This is a genomic window from Methylobacterium iners (assembly GCF_022179305.1).
In the GTDB taxonomy this organism is placed as follows: Bacteria; Pseudomonadota; Alphaproteobacteria; order Rhizobiales; family Beijerinckiaceae; genus Methylobacterium; species Methylobacterium iners.
Genome location: NZ_BPQP01000033.1, coordinates 1 through 23,184, shown reverse-complemented (window position 1 = coordinate 23,184; position 23,184 = coordinate 1). Strand labels below are relative to the sequence as shown.

The following is a 23,184-nucleotide window of genomic DNA, read 5'->3' as shown; positions in this document are numbered from 1 at the left end:
CCGCAGCCCCGGAATGACAAGCCTAGCTGACACGACGAGCGCAGCGGTCCGGATGTCTCACCTCCCGAACCGCTCGAACTTCGGAAAGCTCCGGGTCATCAGCGTGCCGGCCTCGGCCCGGTGGCCCATCCACTTCTCAAGGAGCGCCGCGTTCGCCAGCCGGGACTGCCCGCCGCTGTCCCGCCACGGCAGACCTTCCGCGAGATTGAACACGTAAGCGTCCGCCAGCGTGCTCTGGCGGCAGCGCTGGAGCCGCACGCCCTTGCCGCGCACAAGTTCGGGCAGTTCCGAGACGGGGAAGACGAGGAGCAGCCGGTCGGCGCTGCACACGGCGACGTGGTCGCCCGTGCCCGGGACCAGCAGGATCGCCTGCGCGGGGGCGTCGAGGCCGATGATGCCCTTGCCCTTGCGGGTGTTGGCCACGAGCGCGTCGGCCGGCGCCAGGAAGCCGCGCCCGTCGGAACCCGCGATCAGAAGCTTGGCGCCCGGCTGATAGGGGAGGGCGGCCACGATCTCGGTGCCGTCGTCGAAATCGACCATGAGCCGGATCGGGTCGCCGAAGCCGCGCCCGCCGGGAAGCTTCGAGGCGTCGAGGGTGAAGACCTTGCCGTTCGAGGCGAGCACCAGGACCTTCGCCGTCGTCTCGCTCGGGAAACCGAGCTTGAGGCCGTCGTCGCCCTTGAAGGTGACGGTGGAGAGGTCGGCAACGTGGCCCTTGAGCGCCCGGACCCAGCCCTTGTTCGAGACGATCACCGTGATCGGCTCGCGCTCCACCATCGCGGCGGTAAAGTCGATGCCCGCGGTGTCGGGCGGGTTCTCCAGGGTGGTGCGGCGGCGGCCGAGCTTGGTCTCGGGCCCGAAGGTCTTCTTCACCGCCCGGATCTGCCCGGTGATCGACTTCCACTGCGCGGGCTCCGAGCCGAGCAGCTCCTCGATGCCCTCCTTCTCCTTGGTCAGGGCGTCGAGTTCGCGCTTCAGCTCCATCTCCTCGAGCTTGCGCAGGGAGCGCAGGCGGGTGTCGAGGATGGCGTTGGCCTGAAGCTCGGTCAGTTCGAACCGCGCCATGAGGGCGGATTTCGGCTCGTCCTCCTCGCGGATGATCCGGATGACCTCGTCGAGATCGAGATAGACGATGAGCAGCCCGCCCAGGATCTCGAGCCGCCGCTCGATCTGGCCCAGGCGGTGGCGCGAGCGGCGCTGAAGCACGACGCGACGGTGGTCGAGCCATTCACGGAGCGCTTCGGCCAGCCCGATCACGCGGGGTACCAGCCCGCCGACCAGCACGTTCATGTTGAGCGGGATGCGCGCCTCGAGCTCGGTGAGCCGGAAGAGCGACTCCATCAGGATGACCGGATCGACGCTGCGCGAGCGCGGCTCCAGCACCACGCGCACGTCCTCGGCCGATTCATCGCGGATGTCGGCCAGGAGCGGCAGCTTGCGCTCCTGGAGAAGCTCGGCGAGCTTCTCGATGAGGCGGGCCTTGGGCACACCGTAGGGGATCTCCGTGACGACGATGTTCCAGGTGCCCCGGCCCAGATCCTCCTTGGCCCAGCGGGCGCGCACGCGGAAGGCGCCGCGCCCCGTGCGGTAGGCCTCCGCGATCGCATCCGCGCCGTCGATCAGGATACCGCCGGTCGGGAAGTCGGGACCCTGCACGCAGAGCTTGCAGAGCTGTTCGGAGGTCGCGGCCGGATGGCTGATCAGGTAGAGGGCGGCGTCGCAGAGCTCGGCCGCGTTGTGCGGCGGGATCGAGGTCGCCATGCCGACCGCGATGCCCTGCGAGCCGTTGGCGAGCAGGTTCGGGAAGGCCGCCGGCAGGACGATCGGCTCCTCCTCCTGGCCGTCGTAGTTCGGCCGGAAGTCCACGGAATCGTCGTCGAGCCCCTCCAGCAGGAGGCGGGCGACCTCCGTCATCCGCGCTTCGGTGTAGCGCTGGGCGGCCGGGTTATCGCCGTCGATGTTGCCGAAATTGCCCTGGCCGTCGACGAGCGGATAGCGCTGCGAGAAGTCCTGGGCCATGCGCACCAGGGCGTCGTAGGCCGCCGTATCGCCGTGGGGATGGTACTTGCCGATCACGTCGCCGACGATGCGCGCGCATTTCTTGAAGGCCGAGGCTGGGTCGAGCTTCAGGAGCCGCATGGCGAACAGGATGCGCCGATGCACCGGCTTGAGGCCGTCCCGGGCGTCGGGAAGCGCCCGATGCATGATCGTCGAGAGGGCGTAGGCGAGATAGCGCTCTTCCAGCGCGGCCTTCAGCTCGACGCTCTCGATGTCGCCGCCATCGGGCGGATCGAAGGCTTGGCCCATCAGGACCTCCGGTGCGGGTGTTTCCGAGTGGAATGTTTCACGTGAAACATAACATGAACATCAGGGCTCCGCCGCCGAACCGAGTGCGACGAATCGTGTCCGCTCCTCGGGCGGCGCCAGCGCGCGCGGACCCCAGATGTGCTGGTCGAGGAAATACCCCGTCAAGGTAAATCCCTTCGCCACGTCGCCGGGCTCCGGGCCCCGGCCCGGTTCCCTGAGGAAGGCCGGGAGCGGCAGGAGCCGGTCGCGATAGGGTTCGCCGGCTGACGCGCTGACCGCGCGCCCGCTGCGCGGCGAAACGTAGATCAGCGAGTCGTTGGCGCCCGTGGCCGCGCAGGCGCCGAGATCGAGGCCGAAGCCGAGCTCGGACAGGATCGCCAGCTCGAACCGCACCATCAGGGCCGGTGCGATCGCCGCATCGTGCAGATGCTCCACGAGGACGCGCGCCGCCGCGTAGAGCCCGGGATGGGGGTCGCGCTCGGGCAGGAGACGCAGCAGGCCGCCCATATGCCCGATCCCGTAGAGGGCGAGCCCGGAGCCCATCAGCCGCGCGGAGACGAGGTCGAGGGGTTCGACGGCGAACGAGCCGAGACCCTCGTCGATGCGGGCCCGCCAGGTGGCGCGGACGCGGTTGCCGGGCTGGAGCATCGGCTGCATCCGGCGGGAGCGGCCGCCGTGGAGGAGGCCGAGATGCCGGCCATGGTCGGCCGTCATCAGCTCCAGGATGACCCCCGTCTCGCCGTGCCGCCGAAGGCCGAGGACCAGGCCGTCATCCGTCCATTGCATGGGGACAAGATAGCGACTCGTGGGTTGGATTTCAGCGGTGCGGGATGGGGTGCCTTGCGACTCCGTTTCGTCATTCCGGGGCTCCCCCCGGATCTGGTTTTCGGCCGGTCCGAGGACAGGCTCCGCTCACGCGGGCCCCGGAATGACGATCAAGGGCTGTCGACATTCCCTGTTGATCTGATGGCGAGGCCGACCCTCCGCCCTTCAACTGCGAGGGGCGCAACGACAGCGTGCAATCCCTACGGAGATTCGCGCGCCCATGCCTGTCCGCCGCCCGCCGATGCTGCTTCTCGGCGTTGCGCTGCTTACCCTTTCCGGCTGCATGCGGGCCGGCGTGCCGGCCACCGCGACCGCCACGCCGCCGACCACCTTCCGGGAGCGCATCGCCGCGCTCGCCCTCACGCAGGTGCAATTCGGATCGGTCTCGCTGCTGCCGGTGCGTTTCGAGCACAGCCGGATCACGCCCTTCTTCGAGGATGGCGGCCGCATCCTCTACTGCGTCACGAGCCGGATGAAGGGACGCTCGCTGTTCAAGCCGGAGCGGCCGAAGGTGGTGATCCGCGAGGAGAAGGGGACGGAGCGGCTCAGCATCGTCGCGAACGAGGACGAGGTCTGCGAAGGCCACCGCACCGAGCCGTTCCCGGAACTCAACGCATTGGGCAACCGCGCCGGCTGATGGGCCTGCCTGGGAGAGACTTGCCAGCGGCAGGCCTGCGATGATCCGATGCGGCCATGAAGTCCCACACTCTCGCGCTCAGCCTCGACCTTATCGCACGCGCCCATCCCACCCCCGTTCCCGATGATCCGACCGCCCTCGCGCTCCAACCGGATTACGTCCTGGAGCAGGGCCTCGACCGAATGCTCGCCGCGAGGGCGGAGCCTGCCCTGCCGCTCTGGGTCTTCGGCTACGGCTCGCTGATCTGGCAGCCGGAATTCGCGGTGGCCGAGCAGCGGGTCGCGACCCTGCGCGGCTACCATCGGCGGTTCTGCCTCCTGCAGCGGCGCTTCCGCGGCTCGCCCCGGCGGCCGGGCCTCGTGCTCGCTCTCGACCGCGGCGGCTCCTGCCGGGGCGTCGCCTTCCGCATCGAGGGGAGCGACGCGCGGTCCGTCCTGATGCCGGTCTGGCGCCGCGAGATGCGCGGGAGCGGCTACGAGGGCCGCTGGGTCCTGGTCTCGACGGCGGCCGGTCCGGTCCCGGCCCTGACCTTCGTCGCCAACCGGAGCAGCGACCGCTACACGGGGCGCCTGAGCGACGCCGCCACGGCGGAGATGATCGCCACCGGATGCGGGCATCTCGGGCCCAGCGCGAGCTACCTCTTCCACACCGTGGCGGCCTGCGCCGAACTCGGCATCCACGACCGCCACCTGTGGCGCCTGCAGGCGCTGGTGGCTGAATGCCTGCGCGAGGCGGCGAGCCCGCAGGGATGATCGCAACCTCCGCGAGCATCCCTCCCCCGCACAGGGGAGAGGGTTCGCGCCCCTCAGTTCACCTCGACCTGCACCACCCCCGGCACCGCCCGGATCGCGCCTGCGATCTGCGGGCTGGCCTGGTAGCGGCCCGGCAGCTTGACCTCGACCTCGCGGTCGCCGCCGTCGAGGATCAGGATCAGGGAGACCTCGCCCTCGCCGCGCACCTGCAGGCGCTGCTGCACCGAGCCGATCGGGCGCTCGTCGCGCAGGTAGACGCGCATGCCCTTCTGATGGCGGGCGACCGCCTCGTCGAGGGGTTCGGCGGTCTGGATGCGGGCCCGCACGTCCTCGCCCTCCAGGCTCGCCTGCAGCTGCAGCACGAGGGGACGGCCGGGTTCGAGGATGTCGCGGTACTGGCCGAGGCCCTCCTGGAAGATGATCGCCTCGAAGTGACCGGTCTGGTCGGAGAGGTTCACGATGCCGAGCTTGTTGCCGTTCTTGGTGCGGCGCTCGTAGCGGTCGAGCACCGAGGCCGCGACGCGACCGACCGAGGTCGTGCCGGCCCGCACCGCCCGGCAGAACTCCGACCAGGTCTGGACCCGGAGCTTGGCGAGCATGTCGCCGTACTCGTCGAGCGGATGGCCGGAGAGGAAGAAGCCGATGGCGTCGTATTCCTTGCGCAGGGTCTCGGCCATGGGCCAGGGCTCGTAGGGCGGCACTCGCAACGCGATGCCGGCCGCGACCACGCCGCCGAACATGTCGGCGATGCCGGTGCTCTCGGCCTCGGCCGCGCCTTGGGCGAGCTTCATCATGGGTTCGACCGCCGCACTCGCCCGCGCCCGGTCCGGCTCGATCGCGTCGAGGGCGCCCGCCGCGACGAGGTTCTCGAGCGTCCGCTTGTTGACCATGCGCGGGTTCAGGCGGCGGGCAAGGCAGGCGAGGTCGCCATAGGGCTTGTTCCCGCGCGCCTCGACGATCGACTCTACGGCCGCGCGACCGACACCCTTGATCGCGGCGAGCGCGTAGCCGATGCGGCCGTCATGCACCTCGAAGCTGACGCCGGAGGTGTTGATCGAGGGCGGCTCCACGGTGATCCCGAGGCGCTGGGCGTCCTGCCGGAACTCGGCGAGCTTGTCGGTGACGTCGATGTCGAGCGTCATCGCCGCGGCAAGGAACTCGACCGGATAGTTCGCCTTCAGGTAGGCGGTCTGGTAGGTCAGCAGCGCATAGGCCGCCGCGTGGCTCTTGTTGAAGCCGTAATCGGCGAACTTGGCGAGCAGGTCGAAGATCTCGTTGGCCTTGGCCTCCGACAGCTCGCGCTCGGTGCAGCCCTTCACGAAGCGGGCGCGCTGGGCGTCCATCTCGGCGCGGATCTTCTTGCCCATCGCGCGCCGGAGCATGTCGGCCTCGCCCAGCGAGTAGCCGGCGAGCAGCTTGGCGATCTCCATCACCTGCTCCTGGTAGACGATGATGCCGTAGGTCTCGGCGAGGATCAGCTCCAGCTTCGGGTGCGGGTACCAGGCGGCCTTGCCCTCCTCGTCGCGGCCGAGCTTGCGCTCGCAATAGACGGGGATGTTGGCCATCGGGCCCGGGCGGTAGAGGGCGACGAGCGCGATGATGTCCTCGAAGCGGTCGGCCTGCATCTCGACCAGCGCCTTGCGCATGCCCGCCGATTCCACCTGGAAGATGCCGACCGTCTCGCCGCGCTTCATCGGCTCGTAGGTCCTGGGATCGTCGAGAGGCAGGCTGGCGAGATCGACCTCGATGCCGCGCTGCTTGAGCAGGTCGGTGCAGCACCGGAGCATCGTGAGCGTCTTCAATCCCAAGAAATCGAACTTCACGAGGCCGGCCGCCTCGACCCACTTCATGTTGAACTGGGTCACCCGCATGCCCGTCTTCGGGTCGCGGTAGAGCGGCACCAGCTCCTCGATCGGGCGGTCGCCGATGACGACGCCGGCGGCATGGGTCGAGGCGTGGCGGTGCAGCCCCTCGAGCTTCTTGGCGATGTTCATCAGGCGGGCGACGATGGGCTCCTCGGCGATCGCGCTCTGGAGCTTCGGCTCGCCCTCGATGGCCTGGGTGAGCGAGACGGGGTTCGCCGGGTTCTGCGGCACCAGCTTGGTCAGCTTGTCGACCTGACCGTAGGGCATCTCCAGGACGCGGCCGACGTCGCGCAGCACGCCGCGGGCCTGGAGCGTGCCGAAGGTGATGATCTGCGCGACCTGCGCCTCGCCGTAGCGGCTCTGGACGTACTCGATCACGCGCTCGCGGCCCTCGACGCAGAAATCGATGTCGAAATCCGGCATCGAGACGCGCTCGGGGTTGAGGAAGCGCTCGAAGAGCAGGCCGAAGCGGAGCGGGTCGAGGTCGGTGATGAGCAGCGCGTAGGCGACGAGCGAGCCCGCGCCAGAGCCGCGGCCGGGGCCGACCGGGATGTCGTGGTCCTTGGCCCATTTGATGAAGTCGGAGACGATCAGGAAGTAGCCCGGGAACTTCATGCCGACGATGACGTCGAGCTCGAAAGCCAGGCGCTCGCGGTAGACCGCCTCCGTCATGCCCGGCGCCGGCCCGTGCTGGGCGAGCCGCAGTTCGAGCCCGGCCAGCGCCTGGCGGCGCAGCTCGCCCGGCTCGTCGGTGGCGATGGCTTCCACTACCGCGTTCGAGGCCTGGGCAATGTCGGTTGCCGCGTCGCGGGCGGCCACGACGCCGAAATTCGGCAGGATCGGCTTGCGGGTGCGCACCCGGTAGGCGCAGCGCATTGCGATCTCGACGCTGGCGCTGAGCGCGTCGGGCAGGTCGCGGAACAGGGCCGCCATCTCCGCCCGCGTCGCGAAGGCGTGGCGCGGGGTCAGCCGCCGCCGGCGCTCGTCCGAGACGAGACGGCCCTCCGCGATGGCGAGCAGCGCGTCATGGGCGTCGTAATCGCCCTTGGTCGCGAAGAACGGCTCGTTCGTCGCGACGACAGAGAGGCCGTGCCCGGCGGCCAGGCGCAGCAGCTCGGCCTCGATGACGCGCTCGTCCTCCAGGGCGTGGCGCATCACCTCGATATAGAGGTTGTTCTCGCCGAAGGCTGCCTTCAACCGCTTCAGCCGGGCGAGGGCGAGTTCGGGCCGGCCGGCCCGGAAGGCGGCGTCGAGGGGGCCCGTGGTGCCCCCCGTGAGTGCGATCAGCCCCTCGGCGGATTCCGCCAGGGCTTCCACCGTCAGGCGCGGCGGCTCCCCAAGGGGGACGTCGAAATAGGCCCGGCTCGCCAGCCGCAGCAAGTTCCGGTAGCCGGCCTCGTCCTGCGCCAGGACCACCACGTTCGCGGTTCCGACCTGCGCCGTGCGCGCCATCGGCTCCGGCGTCTCGAAGGCGACGGAGAGCTGGATGCCCGCGATCGGCTGGATGCCGAGCCCCGCGGCCTTCTCGGAGAACTCCAGCGCCCCGAACAGGTTGTTGGTGTCGGTCAGCGCCAGGGCCGGCTGTCGGTCCGCGGCGGCCGCCTCGGCGATCGCCTTGATCGTGAGGGCACCCTCCAGGAGCGAGTAGGAGGAGTGGACGTGGAGGTGGACGAAGCCGGGGTCTTTGAGGATGCGCGCCATCCCCGCAGGATCGCGAGTCGGCCTTGCCCGTCCATTAAGAAGACCTCCACAGGAACGATTGGCTGTGGAGAGTGTCCTTCACGCGACGCTAACGAAGCGGGGCTAGAGCCACCGCCCAGAGCGCGAAGGCGCTGGCGAGAATCCCGAAGGCCGTGAGTTCAACCATGCCGGTGAGAAGGACCTGCTTGAACATCCTGTGCGCCTCCTGTTGATGGAGGCAGTGTTGTTCTTGTTTTGTTCTGAGTAAAGCGGGTACGTCTCGCGGTCTTCGACCGTGGTTAAGGATCCGTAAGGGTGCGCCAATGCCAGGACTGGCGCTCGTCGGTCTCTGACCCTCCTTTGTCATCCCGGGGCTGCGTAGCAGAGCCCGGAATCCAGAGCCGCTGACGCCGCAAGCTGGAAGGCTGCCAGCGGTTATGGATTCCGGGTTCGCCTACGGCGCCCCGGAATGACAACGGTGGTTAACGATCCCGTCAGGCTTGCGAGCCTTGTCGGGTGAGCGTCCTTCAAGCGCACCTCACGCCAGCTGCTCGATCAACCCGTCCCGGATCGTCACCCGGCGATCCATCCGGCCCGCCAGCTCCATGTTGTGGGTGGCGACGAGCGCCGCGAGGCCGGAGGCGCGCACCAGCGAGAGCAGGATGCCGAAGACGTGGCCGGCCGTGTGCGGGTCAAGGTTGCCGGTGGGCTCGTCGGCCAGCAGCAGGCGCGGGCCGTTGGCGACGGCACGCGCGATGGCGACCCGCTGCTGCTCGCCGCCTGAGAGCTCGGCCGGCCGGTGGATCAGCCGATCCTTGAGGCCGAGGAAGCTCAGGAGCTCGGTCGCGCGGGACTTCGCCTCCTTGGCTCCGAGGCCGCGGATGAGCTGGGGCATCACCACGTTCTCGAGCGCCGAGAACTCCGGCAACAGGTGATGGAACTGGTAGACGAAGCCCATCTCCTCGCGGCGCAGGCGGGTGCGCTCGGAATCGGCCATCGTCGCGGTCGGCGTGCCGCCGATATAGACCTCGCCGCCGTCCGGCCGCTCAAGCAATCCGGCGAGGTGGAGGAGCGTGGACTTGCCCGCGCCCGAGGGCGCGACGAGGGCAACGAGCTCGCCAGGCCAGATCGCCAGCTCGGCGCCGCGCAGGATCTCCAGCGCGCCCGATCCTTGCGGATAGCGGCGCTCGACCTTCGAGAAGAATAGGGCCGGGACCGGCTGCGTGCCGGCCGCCTCGGCTGTCGTGCTCATGGAACTGAACCTTCCGTCCGCTCAGCCGTAGCGCAGGGCCTGCACCGGATCGAGCCGGGCGGCGCGCCAGGAGGGATAGAGCGTCGCGATGAGCGACAGGGCGAAGGAGGTCAGCACGACGACGGTGATCTCGCCCGTGTTCATCTCCGCCGGGATCTCGGCGAGGAAGCGCACGGTCGGGTCCCAGGCCGAGGGAAACAGCACCCGCTGGATGCCCTTGATGTTGAGCGTGATGACGATGCCGAGCAACAGCCCGGCGAGCGTGCCGACGAAGCCGATCAGCGCGCCGTTGATCAGGAAGACCCGCATCACCGTGCCCGGCGTGGCGCCCATGGTGCGCAGGATCGCGATGTCGCTCGACTTGTCGCGCACGAGCAGGATCAGGCCCGAGACGATGTTGAGGGTCGCCACCACCACGATCAGGCTGAGGATCAGGAACATGACGTTGCGCTCGACCTCGAGCGCCCCGAAGAAGGTCCGGTTGCGCTGGCGCCAGTCGGTGAGCAGCACCGGACGCTCGGCGGCCATCTCCAGATCGGGCCGCAACTCGGCGACCCCGTCGGCCTTGTCGAGGTAGATCTCGATGAGGCTCACGTCGCCGTCGCGGTTGAAATAGGCCTGGGACTCGGCAAGCGGCATGAAGACGAAGGTGGCGTCGAACTCGGTCATGCCGATCTCGAAGATCGCCTTGATCGTGTAGGCCTTGGTCCGGGGCGCCGTGCCGAAGGGCGTGGTCGCGCCCTTGGGCGTCGAGAGGGTGATGTTGTCGCCAGCCTGGAGGCCGAGGGCTTCCGCCAGCCGGCGGCCGACCGCGACGCCGGTGCCGTCGTCGAACCCCTCCAGCGTGCCGGCACGGATGTTCTTGGCGATGGCGCCGATCTTCTCGATATCCATGGCCCGGACGCCGCGCACCAGCACGCCGCTGCCGCCATAGGGCGAGGAGGCGAAGGCCTGACCCTCGACCAGCGGGATCGCCGCGCGGACGCCGGCAACCTTCGCGAGGCGCTCGGAGAGGTCCTCGTAATCCGTGAAGAGCTTGTCGATCGGCGTGACGAAGACGTGGCCGTTGATGCCGATGATCTTCGACAGGAGCTCGGACCGGAACCCGTTCATCACCGAAAGGACGATGATCAGCGTCGCGACGCCGAGCGCGATCCCGAGCACCGAGAAGAAGGCGACCACCGAGACGCCGCCGCCGCGGCGCCGCGCCCGCAGGTAGCGCCCTGCCAGGATCCACTCGAAGCCCGCGAAGGGCGGCGTGCCGGCGCGCAGGAACCGGGATTTCAGGTCCTTCGCCTTGTCCGCGGCCGTCGCGATACCCGCCATGCCCGCCTCAGACGCGCTTCAGGCGGGCGAGAAGGTCGATGGGATCGACGTTCTCGCGCTCGCCGCCGGCACGGCGCTTCACCTCGACCTTGCCTTCCGCGAGGCCGCGCGGACCGACGATGACCTGCCAGGGCAGGCCGATCAGGTCGGCGGTGGCGAACTTGGCGCCCGGCCGCTCGTCGCGGTCGTCGTAGAGCACTTCGAGGCCGCCTGCCTCGAGCGTCGCCTGGATCTCGGCGCAGGCGGCGTCGGTGGCGGCGTCGCCGACCTTGAGGTTGATCAGCGCCACGTCGAAGGGCGCGACCGCATCCGGCCAGATGATGCCGGCCTCGTCGTGCGAGGCCTCGATGATGGCCGCGACGAGCCGGCTCGGGCCGATGCCGTAGGAGCCCATATGGACGGGCCGCTCCACGCCGTCCGGTCCCGTCACCCGCGCGCCCATCGGCTCGGAGTACTTGGTGCCGAAGTAGAAGATGTGCCCGACCTCGATGCCGCGGGCGGCCATCTGCCGGTCGACGGGCACCTCCGCGAAGGCGTCCGCCTCGTGCATCTCGCTAGTGGCCGCGTAGAGGGAGGTCCAGCGGTCCACGGTGCCCTGCAGCCCGGCGACGTCCTCGAAATCGGTCGTGACCGGCGGGATCTCGAAATCGAGGTAGGAGCGATCGCAGAATACCTCGCTCTCGCCGGTCTGGGCCAGGATGATGAACTCGTGGCTGAGATCGCCGCCGATCGGACCCGTGTCGGCCCGCATCGGGATCGCCTTGAGGCCGAGCCCCGCGAAGGTGCGCAGATAGGCCACGAACATCCGGTTGTAGGCGTGGCGCGCGCCGGCCTGGTCGAGGTCGAAGGAATAGGCGTCCTTCATCAGGAACTCGCGCGAGCGCATGGTGCCGAAGCGCGGCCGGACCTCGTCGCGGAACTTCCAGGAGATCTGGTAGAGGTTCTTCGGCAGGTCCTTGTAGGAGCGCACGCTGGCCCGGAAGATCTCGGTGACGACCTCCTCGGCAGTGGGGCCGTAGAGCATCTCGCGTTCATGGCGATCCGAGATGCGCAGCATCTCTTTCCCATAAGCCTCGTAGCGACCGGATTCCCGCCAGAGCTCGGCGGACTGGATCGTCGGCATCAGGAGCTCGATCGCTCCGGCGCGATCCTGCTCGCGACGGATGACGGCGCAGACCTTGTTGAGCACGCGCAGGCCCAGCGGCAGCCAGGCGTAGATGCCGGCCGATTCCTGCCGCACGAGGCCGGCTCGCAGCATCAGGCGATGCGAGACGATCTCGGCTTCCTTGGGCGTCTCGCGCAGGGTCGGCAGGAAGTAGCGGGACAGACGCATGAGGAACCTTGGAGGGCAGGGGTCCTGCTCCAGGACCCGGCGCGGCGCGCCCGGGGCACACAACACATTGCCCCGCGAAAACACAAGCGCGTGGACGCTACACCCGCCGTTTGCAGCATCTCACCCGCGCAACGCAGCGGAACGTCCGCGCCGGGACAGTTCGACGCGCTTCAGGCAGAAAAACGCAAGGAACGACCTCCCGGGAGGTGACAATGGGAATTCCTCTTCCTATAAGCGGCGCCGTGATGGTCGCGCGGCCGTCCAGAGGCTGCGCGCGGTCCGAGTCTCGGGAGGAACATTCAGCCGCCGCGCCAGCAAGGCGTGAGAGAACCTAGGCTGTCACGAGCAACAATCTTGGAAAGCAAGGCTTCGTGCCTTGCTTTTTTATTTGGGCCGTCGCCGACCACCGAGATCACGCCGCCAAGGCTTCGAGAGACGCGGGATCGCTCGCCCGCGCCTGACGCAGATGGGCGAAGGCATAGGCGGCGATGCTGAGGTAGCACACCACCGGAGCCGCCAAGGCGAGGCCGAGCCCGACATGGTCGGCGAGGAAGCCCGTCACCACCGGCACGACGGCGCCGCCGACGATCGCCATGCAGACGATCCCGGCGCCCTGCGCCGCGCGCGTGCCGAGCCCGTCGATCGCCATGGCGAAGATCGTCGGGAACATAGTCGAATTGGCGAGACCCACCGCGATGAGCGTGACGGCGGCCAGCATGCCGCTCGACAGCCCGGAGACCGTCGCGAGCAGACCGGCGGTCACGGCACAGGCGCCGAGCACGAGGCCGGCGCGTGCGTAGCGCAGCACGAAGCTGCCGATGATGCGGCCCACCAAGGCGCCGCCCCAGTACAGGCTGAGGAGATGGCCGGCATATGCGGGGCTGGGGCCCAGCACGCGCGGCTGCTCCAGGTAGCTGACCATCAGCGTGCCGATCGCGACCTCCGCACCGACATAGAGGAAGATCGCCAGCGCCCCCAGCGCCAGCTTGGGCTGCCTCAGCAGGTCGAGCCCGAGGCCGCGGGACTCGGTCCGCGTCTCCTCGCGAGCCGCCTCCTTCACCCAGGATCGCACGGACCAGAAGAAGAGCGCGAGCACGCCGAGGCCCGCCGCGATGATCAGGAACGGCCATTGCAGCACCGCGCCCTCGGCCTGCCGCGCGGCGGCCAGCGCCTCCGGCGCCATCGAGGTTGGGTCCTTGATCTCGGAGACGTGCGAGAGGATGGCCCAGGCGCCCACCGCCGGGCCGACCGTCGTGCCGAGTGCGTTGAAGGTCTGCGCGAGCGTCAGGCGGCTCGGAGCCTGCGAGGCGGGGCCGAGCTTGGTCACCAGGGGATTGGCCGCGACCTGCAGGATCGCGATGCCCGAGGCCATCACGAACAGCGCCAGCAGGAAGACCGGGAACAAGCCCATCCGCGCGGCGGGCGCGAAGGTGAGGCAGCCGCAGGCCATGACGAGCAGCCCGACCACGAGGCCGCGCATGTAGCCGATCCGCCCGACGAGCGCGCCGGCCGGCGCCGAGATCACCGCATAGGCGAAGAAGAAGCAGAACTGCGTGAGCGTCGCCTCGGTGTAGCTGAGGTCGAACAAGCTCTTGAGCTTGGGCGTGACGATGTCGACGAGGACGGTAGCGAAGCCCCAGATGAAGAACAGCGCCAGCATGCAGGGTAGGAGGTAGCGGCGGCCGGGGCCCTCGACGGCGTGTTCGTCGGCCTGCGTGCCCGCGGCGCCCTGTACCGTGGCCATGACACTCTCCCTCAGCGCGGTCGCATTCTCCCGCGCGAGGGGGTGCAACCGTTGAGCGAAACTGTCGAAGCCGCGGCGGCTCCTGTCAATTGCCGGCCGAACACGACGGCGTGGGATCGGATGCGGCTACAGGCCGGCCAGCGGGAAGGCCGCGATCGCGATCAGGAAGGCGGCGCCGGCGAACAGCGTCGTCCAGATCGCCTTCTCGCGAAGCCGCGGTACGGCCGGCGCGCCGGGGTCCTGGCCCGGCACGAGCCGGGCGGGATCGGTCTCCGCCTGGTTGCGCAGGGGCAGGATCGCGAAGAGCAGCGTCCACCACAGCACGAAGTACAGCGCCACGGCCCCGAAGATCGTGAGCTTGAACACGTTCACGGCCACGGCGACGATCGCGGCGGTGAACAGCACCACGACGCCGAGCGTGCGCAGCGTCGAGGCCGCGAGGACTTGGAGGACGCTCCCCACCTCAGACCTGTTCCAGCTCGACGAGGGTGCCGAGGAAGTCCTTCGGGTGCAGGAACAGCACCGGCTTGCCGTGGGCGCCGATCTTCGGCTCGCCGGTGCCGAGCACCCGCGCACCCTGTGCCTTCAGCCTGTCGCGGGCGGCGAGGATGTCATCGACCTCGTAGCAGACGTGGTGCACGCCGCCCTGCGGATTGCGCTCGACGAAGGCCTCGATCGGCGAGCCCTCGCCCAGCGGCGACATCAGCTCGACCTTGCTGTTGGGCAGCTCGACGAAGACCACGGTGACGCCGTGCTCGGGCTGGGGCAGCGGCTCGGTGACCTTGGCGCCGAGGGTGTCGCGATAGATCGCGATGGCGGCGTCGAGGTCGCGCACCGCGATGGCCACGTGGTTGATGCGCCCGATCATGTGTTGCTCCTCCGTTCTGTGAACCAGCGCCTCTTCTCCCCCAAGGATATCGGGCCTGCCCGATATCCGCACCCCAGGTGCCCAAGTCGGGCAGGCCCGACTTAGGTGTGGGGAGGAGTTGGAGGTGGGGGTGGTTCCGCTTGCCTGAGCCCGGGGTCACCCAGCCACCCCCACCCTCGATCCCTCCCCACAAGGGGGAGGGAAGGCGTACTACACCTCCACCACCTGCACGTGGCAGGCGGGCTTCTTGCCCCAGGATTCGTTGACGGCCGAGCGGATGGCCCGGTCGACGGCGTTCTCCACCGCCTCGGCGTCCTTGCGCTTGGCCTTCGAGAGATTGGCCAGCGTCCGCGAGACGGTGTCGACCACGACGTCGAGCATCGAGGCGCCGGTCCGGCCGCGATTGGGCAACCCGATGATGTCGATGGCCGGCTCGCCCAGGACTTCGCCCTGCACGTCGATGGCGATGGCGACCGAGACGAGGCCCGCCTGGGCGAGCTTGCGCCGCTCCGGGATCGCGCGGTCCTTGGCGTCGATGAGGACGTTGCCGTCCTTGAAGAGGCGACCCGCCTTGACGTGGTCCACGATCTCCGGCGTGCCCGGCGCCAGCCGCACCACGCTGCCGTTGCGGGCCTTCACCACGTTCTCGACGCCGTGGGCGCGGGCGAAGCGCGCGTGCTCGTCGAGGTGCAGCGCCTCGCCGTGAACGGGAATCGCGGTCCCAGGCCGGGTCCAGGCATACATCTCCGCCATCTCGTCGCGGCGGGGATGGCCCGAGACGTGGACGAGCTTCGTCCGGTCGGTCACGACCTCGATGCCGGCATTGATCAGGTCGTTGATGATGGCGCCCACCGCCCGCTCGTTGCCGGGGATGGCGCGCGAGGAGAAGATCACGCGGTCGCCCGCCGACAGGGTGATGTCCGGATGATCGTCGCGCGAGACCCGGGCCAGCGCCGCCCGATCCTCGCCCTGCGAGCCCGTCAGCAGCGCCACGACCTTGTCGCGCGGCAGGTAGCCGTAGGCGCTGGAGGGCCGGAACTCGCGCAACCCGTCGAGGAAGCCGCATTCGCGCGCCACGGCGATCACCCGGTCCATGGCGCGGCCGACGGCCACGACCTCGCGGCCGCAGGCCTCCGCCGCGAGCGCCACCGCCCGCATCCGGGCGACGTTCGAGGCGAAGGTGGTGACCGCGACCCGGTGCGGCGCGTCCGCGATCAGCTCCTTCAGGGTGGCGGCGACCTCCGCCTCGCTCGGAGAGCGCCCCTCGCGCACGACGTTCGTCGAGTCGCCGATCATCGCGAGGATGCCCTCGTCGCCGAGCGCCCGGAACGCCGCCTCCGAGGTGACGTCGCCGAGGATCGGGGTCGGGTCGAGCTTCCAGTCGCCCGTATGCAGGACGAGGCCGTGGGCCGTGCGGATGGCGACGGCGTTCGATTCCGGAATGGAGTGCGAGACCGGCACGTACTCGATCTCGAACGGCCCGACGCTCACGCGGCGGCCGGCCACGATCTCGCGCAGCACCACCTTCGGCGCGCCGGGCTCGCTGAGCTTACGGGCCTCCAGCAGGTTCTTGGCGAAGCGCGTGGCGTAGACGGGCGCCTTGAGCTTGCCCCAGAGCTCGCTGATCGCGCCGATATGGTCCTCGTGCGCGTGGGTGATGAAGATCGCGAGGAGATCGTCCCGACGCTCCTCGATGAAGCTCAGGTCGGGGAACATCAGGTCGATGCCGGGGAAGCCTTCCTCCCCGGCGAAGCCCATGCCGCAATCGACCATGATCCACTTGCGGCGCTTTTCCGGCCCGAAGCCGTAGAGCGCCGCGTTCATGCCGATCTCGCCCACGCCGCCGAGCGGCACGAAGACGAGCTCGTCTTGCCCTGTCGTCATCAGAATCCAACCTCAAGCCGCCGTCGCGGCCGTCCCAAAGTGCACCTCGCCCGCCGTCACGGTCCGTCGCATTCCGTCGTCCGATCGGACCACGAGGCGCCCGGCCTCGTCGATCGTCTCGAAAATCCCTTGCACGCTCTCGCGGCCGGTCCGCACCGACAGCGGCGCCCCGAGCCCCGCGGCCCGCGCCAGCCAGAGCGCGCGGATCGCCGCGAAGCCGCGGCCCCGGTCCCAGAGCGTGATCGTCTCCGCCAGCCGGTCCGAGAGGAGTTCGAACACAGACTCGGCGGAGGCACCGTGCCCGCTCTGCCTGAGGCAGGTTGCCGGATAAGGCAATCCCTCCGGCACCGCCGCGACGTTGACGCCGATGCCGATCACGACGCAGCGCCGCCCTTCCGCGATGTTCTCGGCCTCCAGGAGGATGCCGGCGAGCTTGGCGCCGTCGATCAGGACGTCGTTCGGCCATTTGAGCGAGGGCTGCGCGCATCCCCTCTCCCCGCCAGGCGGGGAGAGGGCCGCGACGACCTCGTCGTCGGCGCGGCGAGGCGGCAGCCGGAGGTGAGGGGGTGTTTCCGGAGGAGCCACTTCCGGCGACGCCCCCTCACCCTCGCTCCGCTCGCTGCCTGCACGACAAGGTGCAGGCAGCCCTCTCCCCGCGAGCGGGGAGAGGGGGATGTCCACCGCCACCGCTTGATGGATGGCATCCACGAGGGCCACGCCCGCCACGAAGCCCAGCGTAGCGATCTGTGTCGGATCGACCTCGTCCACCGATAGGAGCAGGCTCGCGGCGAGATTCCCGGGCGGCGAAGCCCAGGCGTTTCCGCGCCGCCCGCGCCCCGCCTCCTGACGGCGCGTCACGATCCAGACGGGACCCGCCTCGCCGGCGTGCGCCCGCTCCAGCGCTTCCGTGTTGGTCGAGCCGAGGCTCTCGAAAACCGCCAGGCGGTGACCCGCCGCGAGCGATGCGGCGCCGAGCCGATATGCCATCCGGCCGCTAGAACAGCGAGCGGGCGGCCGCGCCGGCCGCGCCCACGAGCGGGGCCGGCAGCAGCCAGAACAGGATCACGACCACGCTCGACAGGGCGAGCACGATGCGCAGGCCCGGCGCCATCCGCTCGTAGGGCGCGACCGGCTCGTCGAAATACATCACCTTGACGATGCGCAGGTAGTAATAGGCCCCGATCACGCTGGTCACGACGCCGATCACGGCGAGCGTCACGAGGCCCGCCTTGATGGCGGCGGCGAAGACGTAGAACTTCGCGAAGAACCCGGCGAGCGGCGGGATGCCGGCCAGCGAGAACATCATCGCGGCGAGGCAGAAGGCCATGACCGGATGGGTGCGCGACAGCCCGGAGAGGTCGTCCACCGTCTCGAACATCTCGCCGCCGCGGCGCATCGCGAGGATGACCGCGAAGGCACCGAGCGTCATCGCCAGATAGATGATCATGTAGATGACGACGCCGCGGATGCCTTCCTCCGAGGCCGCCGCAAGACCGATCAGGGCGTAGCCGACATTGCCGATGGACGAGTAGGCCATCAGCCGCTTGATCGAGCGCTGGCCGATCGCCGCGAAGGAGCCGAGCGTCATCGAGGCGATGGCGACGAAGACGAAGATCTGCTGCCAGATCGCGGTCACGTCGGGCAGGGCGCCCATGAAGACGCGCACCGTCATGGCGACCGCGGCGATCTTCGGCGCGGCGGCGAAGAAGGCGGTGACCGGCGTCGGCGAGCCCTCGTAGACGTCGGGCGTCCACATGTGGAAGGGCACCGCCGACATCTTGAAGGCGACGCCGGCCGCCACGAACACGATACCGAGCACGATCCCGAAGCCCGCGCCGGCGTTGAGCGCCGAGAGGATGCCCGGGAAGGACACCGTGCCCGTGAAGCCGTAGATGAGCGAGGCGCCGTAGAGCAGCATGCCCGACGAGAGCGCGCCGAGCACGAAGTACTTGAGCCCGGCTTCCGTCGACCGGAGGTTGTCGCGGTGGAAGGCCGCGATGACGTAGCTCGACAGGCTCAGGAGCTCGAGGCCGAGATAGAGCGCGATCAGGTCGTTGGCCGAGACCATCACCATCATGCCGATGGTGGAGAGCACGATGAGGATCGGGAACTCGAACCGGTCGATCCGCTCGCGCTGGAAATAGTCGCGCGACAGCAGGATGGCGGCGGCCGAGCCGATCAGCACGAGCGCCTTCATCACCCGCGAGAAGCCGTCCACGATGAAGGCGCCGTTCAGCGTCGTCACCTTCAGCCCCGTCTGCGAGACGACGGTGAAGAGCGCCAGGATCAGCAGGATGAGGGCGCCGACATTGACGCCCTCCACCGAGCGCTCGCCCTTGAACGATCCGTAGAGGATCAGGACCATCACGCCGACCGCGAGGATGATCTCGGGCAGGGCGGGCCAGAGGGCGGGCAGGACGACCTGGGCGGCGTTCATGGGTGCGGGGCTTTCAGCGCGCGACCGGCGGCAGGGCCGCGGCGGTCTGCGTGGTCGAGAGCGCGGCCTTCATGCTCTGCATGAGGGCTTCCGTCGACGGAGCGAAGGTGTCGAGGATCGGGGCCGGGTGGACCCCGTAATAGATCGTCAGCGCGACGAGGGGCGCGATGATGATCTTTTCGCGAAGGTCGAGGTCGAGGATGCCCTGGAGGTTCGGCTTCTCGAGCTTGCCGTAGATCACGCGGGCGAAGAGCCAGAGCGCGTAGCCGGCCGAGAGGATGATGCCGAAGACCGAGAAGAAGGCGACCGTCGGATTCGCCTTGAAGGCACCCATCATCGCCAGGAACTCGCCGACGAAGCCGGAGGTGCCGGGCAGGCCGACATTGGCCATGGTGAAGACCATCATCGCCGCCGCATAGAGCGGCATGCGCTTCACGAGCCCGCCATAGGCCGCGATCTCTCGGGTGTGCATGCGATCGTAGACGACCCCGACGCAGAGGAAGAGCGCGCCGGACACGATGCCGTGGGAGATCATCAGGAACAGGGCGCCCTGGATGCCCTGCTCGTTCAGGGTGAACAGCCCCAGCGTCACGAAGCCCATATGGGCGACCGAGGAATAGGCGATCAACTTCTTGATGTCGGTCTGCATCATCGCGATCAAGGAGGTGAAGATGATCGCGATGACCGAGAGGGCGAAGACCAGCGGCGCGAAGTAGAGCGACGCGTCCGGGAACATCGGCAGCGAGATCCGGATGAAGCCGTAGCCGCCCATCTTCAGGAGGATGCCGGCCAGGATCACCGAGCCCGCGGTCGGCGCCTCCACGTGGGCGTCCGGCAGCCAGGTATGGACCGGCCACATCGGCATCTTCACCGCGAAGGAGGCGAAGAAAGCCAGCCACAGCCAGGTCTGCATTCCCACGGGGAAGCGGGTGGTGAGAAGGGTCGGGATGTCGGTGGTGCCGGCCTGCCAGTACATCGCCATGATGGCGAGCAGCATCAGCACCGAGCCGAGCAGGGTGTAGAGGAAGAACTTGAAGCTCGCGTAGATGCGCCGCTTGCCGCCCCAGATGCCGATGATGAGGAACATCGGGATCAGGCCGGCCTCGAAGAACAGGTAGAACAGGACGAGGTCGAGCGCGCAGAACACGCCGATCATCGTCGTCTCGAGGATCAGGAAGGCGACGAAGTACTCCTTCACCCGGGTCTCGATGGAGTTCCACGAGGCCGCGATGCAGAAGGGCATCAGGAAGGTGGTGAGCAGGATCAGCGGCATCGAGAAGCCGTCGACCCCGAGCTTGAAGCGGATCGTCTCCGTCAGCCAGGCATGGTTCTCGACGAGCTGGAAGCTCGACGTCGTCGCGTCGAAGCGGCCCCAGGCCACCAGCGAGAGCAGGAAGGTGATGACGGTCGTGGCGAGCGCGGCCCAGCGGGCGTTGCGGCGCACGGCCTCGGTCTCCTCGCCCAGGGTGAGGATGAAGGCCGCGCCGCAGAGCGGCACGATCAGCAGGCCTGAGAGGATGCCGAGGCCGAACATCTAGCGGGGGCTCCGAAGGGTTCTGGCGGCCATCAGTTCCCCACCTTCGGCAGGCCGGTGACCATGTACCAGGAGATCAGCCCGGCGACGCCGACGAGCATCACGAAGGCGTAGTGATAGACGTAGCCGGTCTGGAAGCGGATGACGCCGCGGGTGACGTCGACCACGCGGGCGGCGATGCCGTCGGGACCCATGCCGTCGATGATCCGGCCGTCGCCCTCCTTCCAGAGGAACTTGCCGAAATCCTTGGCCGGGCGGACGAAGATGCGGTCGTAGAGCTCGTCGACGTACCACTTGTTGAGGAGGAAGCGGTACAGGATCGGCTGCTGCGCGGCGAGCCGGCCCGGCAGCTCGGGCCTGCGGATATACATCCAGAAGGCCAGCACGAAGCCGAGCACCAGCATCACGAAGGGCGAGGCGACGACCCAGCCCGGCGCGTTGTGGATGTCGTGCATGATGTGGTTGTCGGGGCCGTGCGCCAGCGCGTGGCCCCAGAACTTGTCCATGCCGTCGCCGATGAAGCGATCCTTGAAGATCAGGCCGGCGAAGAGCGCGCCGACGGCCAGGATCGCCAGCGGGATCGTCATCACGAGCGGGCTCTCGTGCGGCGTGTGCGGCGCGTGGTCGTGGTGCGAATCTTCGTGTTTGGTGTGCGCCGCGTGCGAGGCTGGCTCGACATCGTGACCCTTGTCGTCGTGGGCGACGCCCTCGTGATGGCCAGGCAGCCCGTCGGCCTGATGCGCGGTGACGGAATGCGCGACGGCCGGAGCGGCGTGATGATCGTCGTGGCCGTGCGCGCCGTGGTGCCCCCAGCGGGCAGGCCCCTCGAAGGTCAGGAAGAACAGGCGCCAGGAATAGAACGAGGTCATGAAGGCGGCGATCACAGTCGCCAGGAAGGCCAGCGTGTGGCCGGGCCTCGTCGACATGTAGGCCGCCTCGATGATCGCATCCTTCGAGTAGAAGCCGGCGGTGAAGGGGAAGCCGATCAGCGCGAGCGTGCCGACGGCCATCATCGCCGCCGTGAAGGGAATGTAGGGGCGCAGCGCCCCCATGTTCCGCATGTCCTGCTCATGGTGCATCGCGTGGATGACCGAACCGGCCCCGAGGAACAGCAGCGCCTTAAAGAAGGCGTGGGTGAAGAGGTGGAACACGCCGGCCGAGTAGGCGCCGACGCCGAGCGCGACGAACATGTAGCCGAGCTGCGAGCAGGTCGAGTAGGCGATCACCCGCTTAATGTCGTTCTGGACGAGGCCGACGGTGGCCGCGAAGAAGGCGGTGATGGCGCCGACGATCGTCACGACGATGAGCGCGTTCGGGGCGAGTTCGAAGAGCGGCGACAGCCGGGCCACCATGAAGACGCCGGCCGTCACCATGGTCGCGGCGTGGATCAGCGCGGAGACGGGTGTCGGGCCCTCCATCGCGTCCGGCAGCCAGGTGTGCAGCAGGAACTGCGCCGACTTGCCCATCGCGCCCATGAACAGGAGCAGGCAGGCGAGCGTCAGGGCGTTCCAGTCGTAGCCGAGGAAGTGGAAGGTCGCGTCCTTGACCTCGTTCACGCGCGGGAAGATTCCGTCGAAGGCGACGGAGCCGAACAGCACGAAGACGAGGAAGATGCCGAGCGAGAAGCCGAAATCGCCGACGCGGTTGACGATGAAGGCCTTCATCGCGGCGGCATTCGCGGAAGGCTTCTCGTACCAGAAGCCGATGAGCAGGTAGGAGGCGAGGCCGACACCCTCCCAGCCGAAGAACATCTGCACGAGGTTGTCGGCCGTCACCAGCATCAGCATGGCGAAGGTGAAGAGCGACAGGTAGGCGAAGAAGCGCGGCCGGTGCGGGTCCTCCTCCATGTAGCCGATGGAGTAGAGGTGCACGAGGGTCGAGACGGTCGTCACGACGACGAGCATCACGACGGTCAGCGTGTCGATGCGGAAGGCCCAGTCGACCACGAGGTCGCCCGCCGTGAACCAGGTTGCGACCTGCACCCGCGTGGCGTGCTCCGAGCCCGGCACGTCGAGGAAGGCGCCCCAGGAGAGCAGCGCGGAGAAGGCGAGCAGCCCGGTCGTGATGTACTCGCAGACGCGCGGGCCGAGCTGGCGGCCGAACAGGCCCGCCAGGATCGCGCCGATCAGCGGGAAGAAGACGATCGCGTGGTACATCGTGTCCTAGTCCGGCCTGGCGGGACGCGAGCGCCCGCTCGATGCGAGAATCGGCAAGCGCCTCAGCCCTTCATCATGCTCACGTCCTCGACCGCGATCGAGCCGCGATTGCGGAAGAACACGACGAGGATGGCGAGCCCGATGGCGGCCTCCGCCGCCGCCACCGTGAGGACGAACAGCGCGAAGACCTGGCCGGTGATGTCGTTGAGATGCGTCGAGAACGCGACGAGGTTGATGTTCACGGCGAGCAGGATCAGCTCCACCGACATCAAGATGACGATGACGTTCTTGCGGTTGATGAAGATCCCGAGCACGCCGAGCGTGAACAGGATCGCGGCGACCGTCAGGTAGTGGCTCAAGCCGATCATCAGACCTCCACGCCCTGGCGCGAAGGCACCTTGATCGTGTCCACCGCCATGCCTTGCGTGCGCGTGTTCTGCACCGAGATGTTCTGGCGCTTGACGCCCGGGCGGTCGCGAAGGGTGAGAACGATGGCGCCGATCATCGCGACGAGGAGGATCAGCCCGGCCAGCTGAAAGAAGAAGGCGTAGTCGGTGTAGAGCACGCAGGCGCTCGGCCGCGTG

At 68.6% G+C, this 23,184-nt stretch carries 17 protein-coding genes and 1 pseudogene; 2 read left to right on the top strand and 16 right to left on the bottom strand.

Going from position 1 to position 23,184, the window contains the following annotated elements:
* Window positions 1-57 precede the first annotated feature (57 nt).
* The gene (gene parC, locus MFF55_RS11460; protein ID WP_238244222.1) at window positions 58-2,307 is read right to left on the bottom strand and encodes a DNA topoisomerase IV subunit A; all 2,250 of its coding nucleotides are present in this window, start codon (window positions 2,305-2,307) and stop codon (window positions 58-60) included.
* 60 nt (window positions 2,308-2,367) lie between these two features.
* Entirely contained in the window at window positions 2,368-3,093 is a 726-nt protein-coding gene (gene recO, locus MFF55_RS11455; protein ID WP_238244221.1) for a DNA repair protein RecO, read from the bottom strand.
* A 259-nt stretch (window positions 3,094-3,352) separates the two neighbouring features.
* On the opposite strand from recO, the gene MFF55_RS11450 reads away from it, so the two are divergent.
* Both MFF55_RS11450 and MFF55_RS11445 read left to right on the top strand, forming a co-directional pair.
* Window positions 3,353-3,769 carry a hypothetical protein gene (locus MFF55_RS11450; protein WP_238244220.1) on the top strand — a complete coding sequence of 139 codons (417 nt, stop codon included), beginning with the start codon at window positions 3,353-3,355 and terminating at the stop codon, window positions 3,767-3,769.
* A 56-nt stretch (window positions 3,770-3,825) separates the two neighbouring features.
* Complete coding sequence (locus MFF55_RS11445; RefSeq protein WP_238244219.1) at window positions 3,826-4,521, top strand: gamma-glutamylcyclotransferase; 696 nt, start codon at window positions 3,826-3,828, stop codon at window positions 4,519-4,521.
* Window positions 4,522-4,574: 53 nt separating this feature from the next.
* On the opposite strand, the gene dnaE is transcribed toward MFF55_RS11445, so the two are convergent.
* The 14 genes and pseudogenes from dnaE to MFF55_RS11375 all read right to left on the bottom strand — a co-directional run.
* Complete coding sequence (gene dnaE / locus MFF55_RS11440; protein ID WP_238244218.1) at window positions 4,575-8,087, bottom strand: DNA polymerase III subunit alpha; 3,513 nt, start codon at window positions 8,085-8,087, stop codon at window positions 4,575-4,577.
* 517 nt (window positions 8,088-8,604) lie between these two features.
* Window positions 8,605-9,318, bottom strand: a complete 714-nt coding sequence (locus MFF55_RS11435; protein WP_238244217.1) for an ABC transporter ATP-binding protein — start codon at window positions 9,316-9,318, stop codon at window positions 8,605-8,607.
* A gap of 21 nt (window positions 9,319-9,339) precedes the next feature.
* Complete coding sequence (locus MFF55_RS11430; RefSeq protein ID WP_238244216.1) at window positions 9,340-10,644, bottom strand: lipoprotein-releasing ABC transporter permease subunit; 1,305 nt, start codon at window positions 10,642-10,644, stop codon at window positions 9,340-9,342.
* Window positions 10,645-10,651: 7 nt separating this feature from the next.
* Window positions 10,652-11,977 (bottom strand): proline--tRNA ligase, encoded by a 1,326-nt coding sequence (proS, locus tag MFF55_RS11425; protein WP_238244215.1) that lies wholly within the window; start codon window positions 11,975-11,977, stop codon window positions 10,652-10,654.
* Window positions 11,978-12,389: 412 nt separating this feature from the next.
* Window positions 12,390-13,721 (bottom strand): sugar MFS transporter, encoded by a 1,332-nt coding sequence (locus tag MFF55_RS11420; protein ID WP_238244214.1) that lies wholly within the window; start codon window positions 13,719-13,721, stop codon window positions 12,390-12,392.
* Between the two features lie 126 nt (window positions 13,722-13,847).
* Complete coding sequence (locus MFF55_RS11415) at window positions 13,848-14,183, bottom strand: DUF1467 family protein (RefSeq protein ID WP_373874791.1); 336 nt, start codon at window positions 14,181-14,183, stop codon at window positions 13,848-13,850.
* Window position 14,184: 1 nt separating this feature from the next.
* Window positions 14,185-14,589 (bottom strand): methylmalonyl-CoA epimerase, encoded by a 405-nt coding sequence (mce, locus tag MFF55_RS11410; RefSeq protein ID WP_238244213.1) that lies wholly within the window; start codon window positions 14,587-14,589, stop codon window positions 14,185-14,187.
* A 210-nt stretch (window positions 14,590-14,799) separates the two neighbouring features.
* Complete coding sequence (locus tag MFF55_RS11405; protein ID WP_238244212.1) at window positions 14,800-16,473, bottom strand: ribonuclease J; 1,674 nt, start codon at window positions 16,471-16,473, stop codon at window positions 14,800-14,802.
* A 12-nt stretch (window positions 16,474-16,485) separates the two neighbouring features.
* Window positions 16,486-17,460, bottom strand: coding sequence for a biotin--[acetyl-CoA-carboxylase] ligase (locus tag MFF55_RS11400; protein WP_238244211.1), 975 nt, complete (start codon window positions 17,458-17,460; stop codon window positions 16,486-16,488).
* Between the two features lie 7 nt (window positions 17,461-17,467).
* Window positions 17,468-18,910 carry an NADH-quinone oxidoreductase subunit NuoN gene (gene nuoN, locus MFF55_RS11395; RefSeq protein WP_238244210.1) on the bottom strand — a complete coding sequence of 481 codons (1,443 nt, stop codon included), beginning with the start codon at window positions 18,908-18,910 and terminating at the stop codon, window positions 17,468-17,470.
* 13 nt (window positions 18,911-18,923) lie between these two features.
* Window positions 18,924-20,444, bottom strand: a complete 1,521-nt coding sequence (locus MFF55_RS11390; protein WP_238244209.1) for an NADH-quinone oxidoreductase subunit M — start codon at window positions 20,442-20,444, stop codon at window positions 18,924-18,926.
* Between the two features lie 32 nt (window positions 20,445-20,476).
* Window positions 20,477-22,600 carry an NADH-quinone oxidoreductase subunit L gene (gene nuoL / locus MFF55_RS11385; protein WP_238244208.1) on the bottom strand — a complete coding sequence of 708 codons (2,124 nt, stop codon included), beginning with the start codon at window positions 22,598-22,600 and terminating at the stop codon, window positions 20,477-20,479.
* A gap of 62 nt (window positions 22,601-22,662) precedes the next feature.
* A complete protein-coding gene (gene nuoK, locus MFF55_RS11380; protein WP_238244352.1) occupies window positions 22,663-22,971 on the bottom strand; it encodes an NADH-quinone oxidoreductase subunit NuoK in 309 nt (102 codons plus the stop codon).
* Window positions 22,968-23,184 (bottom strand): annotated as a pseudogene (locus tag MFF55_RS11375) (NADH-quinone oxidoreductase subunit J); the annotation flags it as partial. The pseudogene MFF55_RS11375 and the gene nuoK, both read right to left, overlap by 4 nt.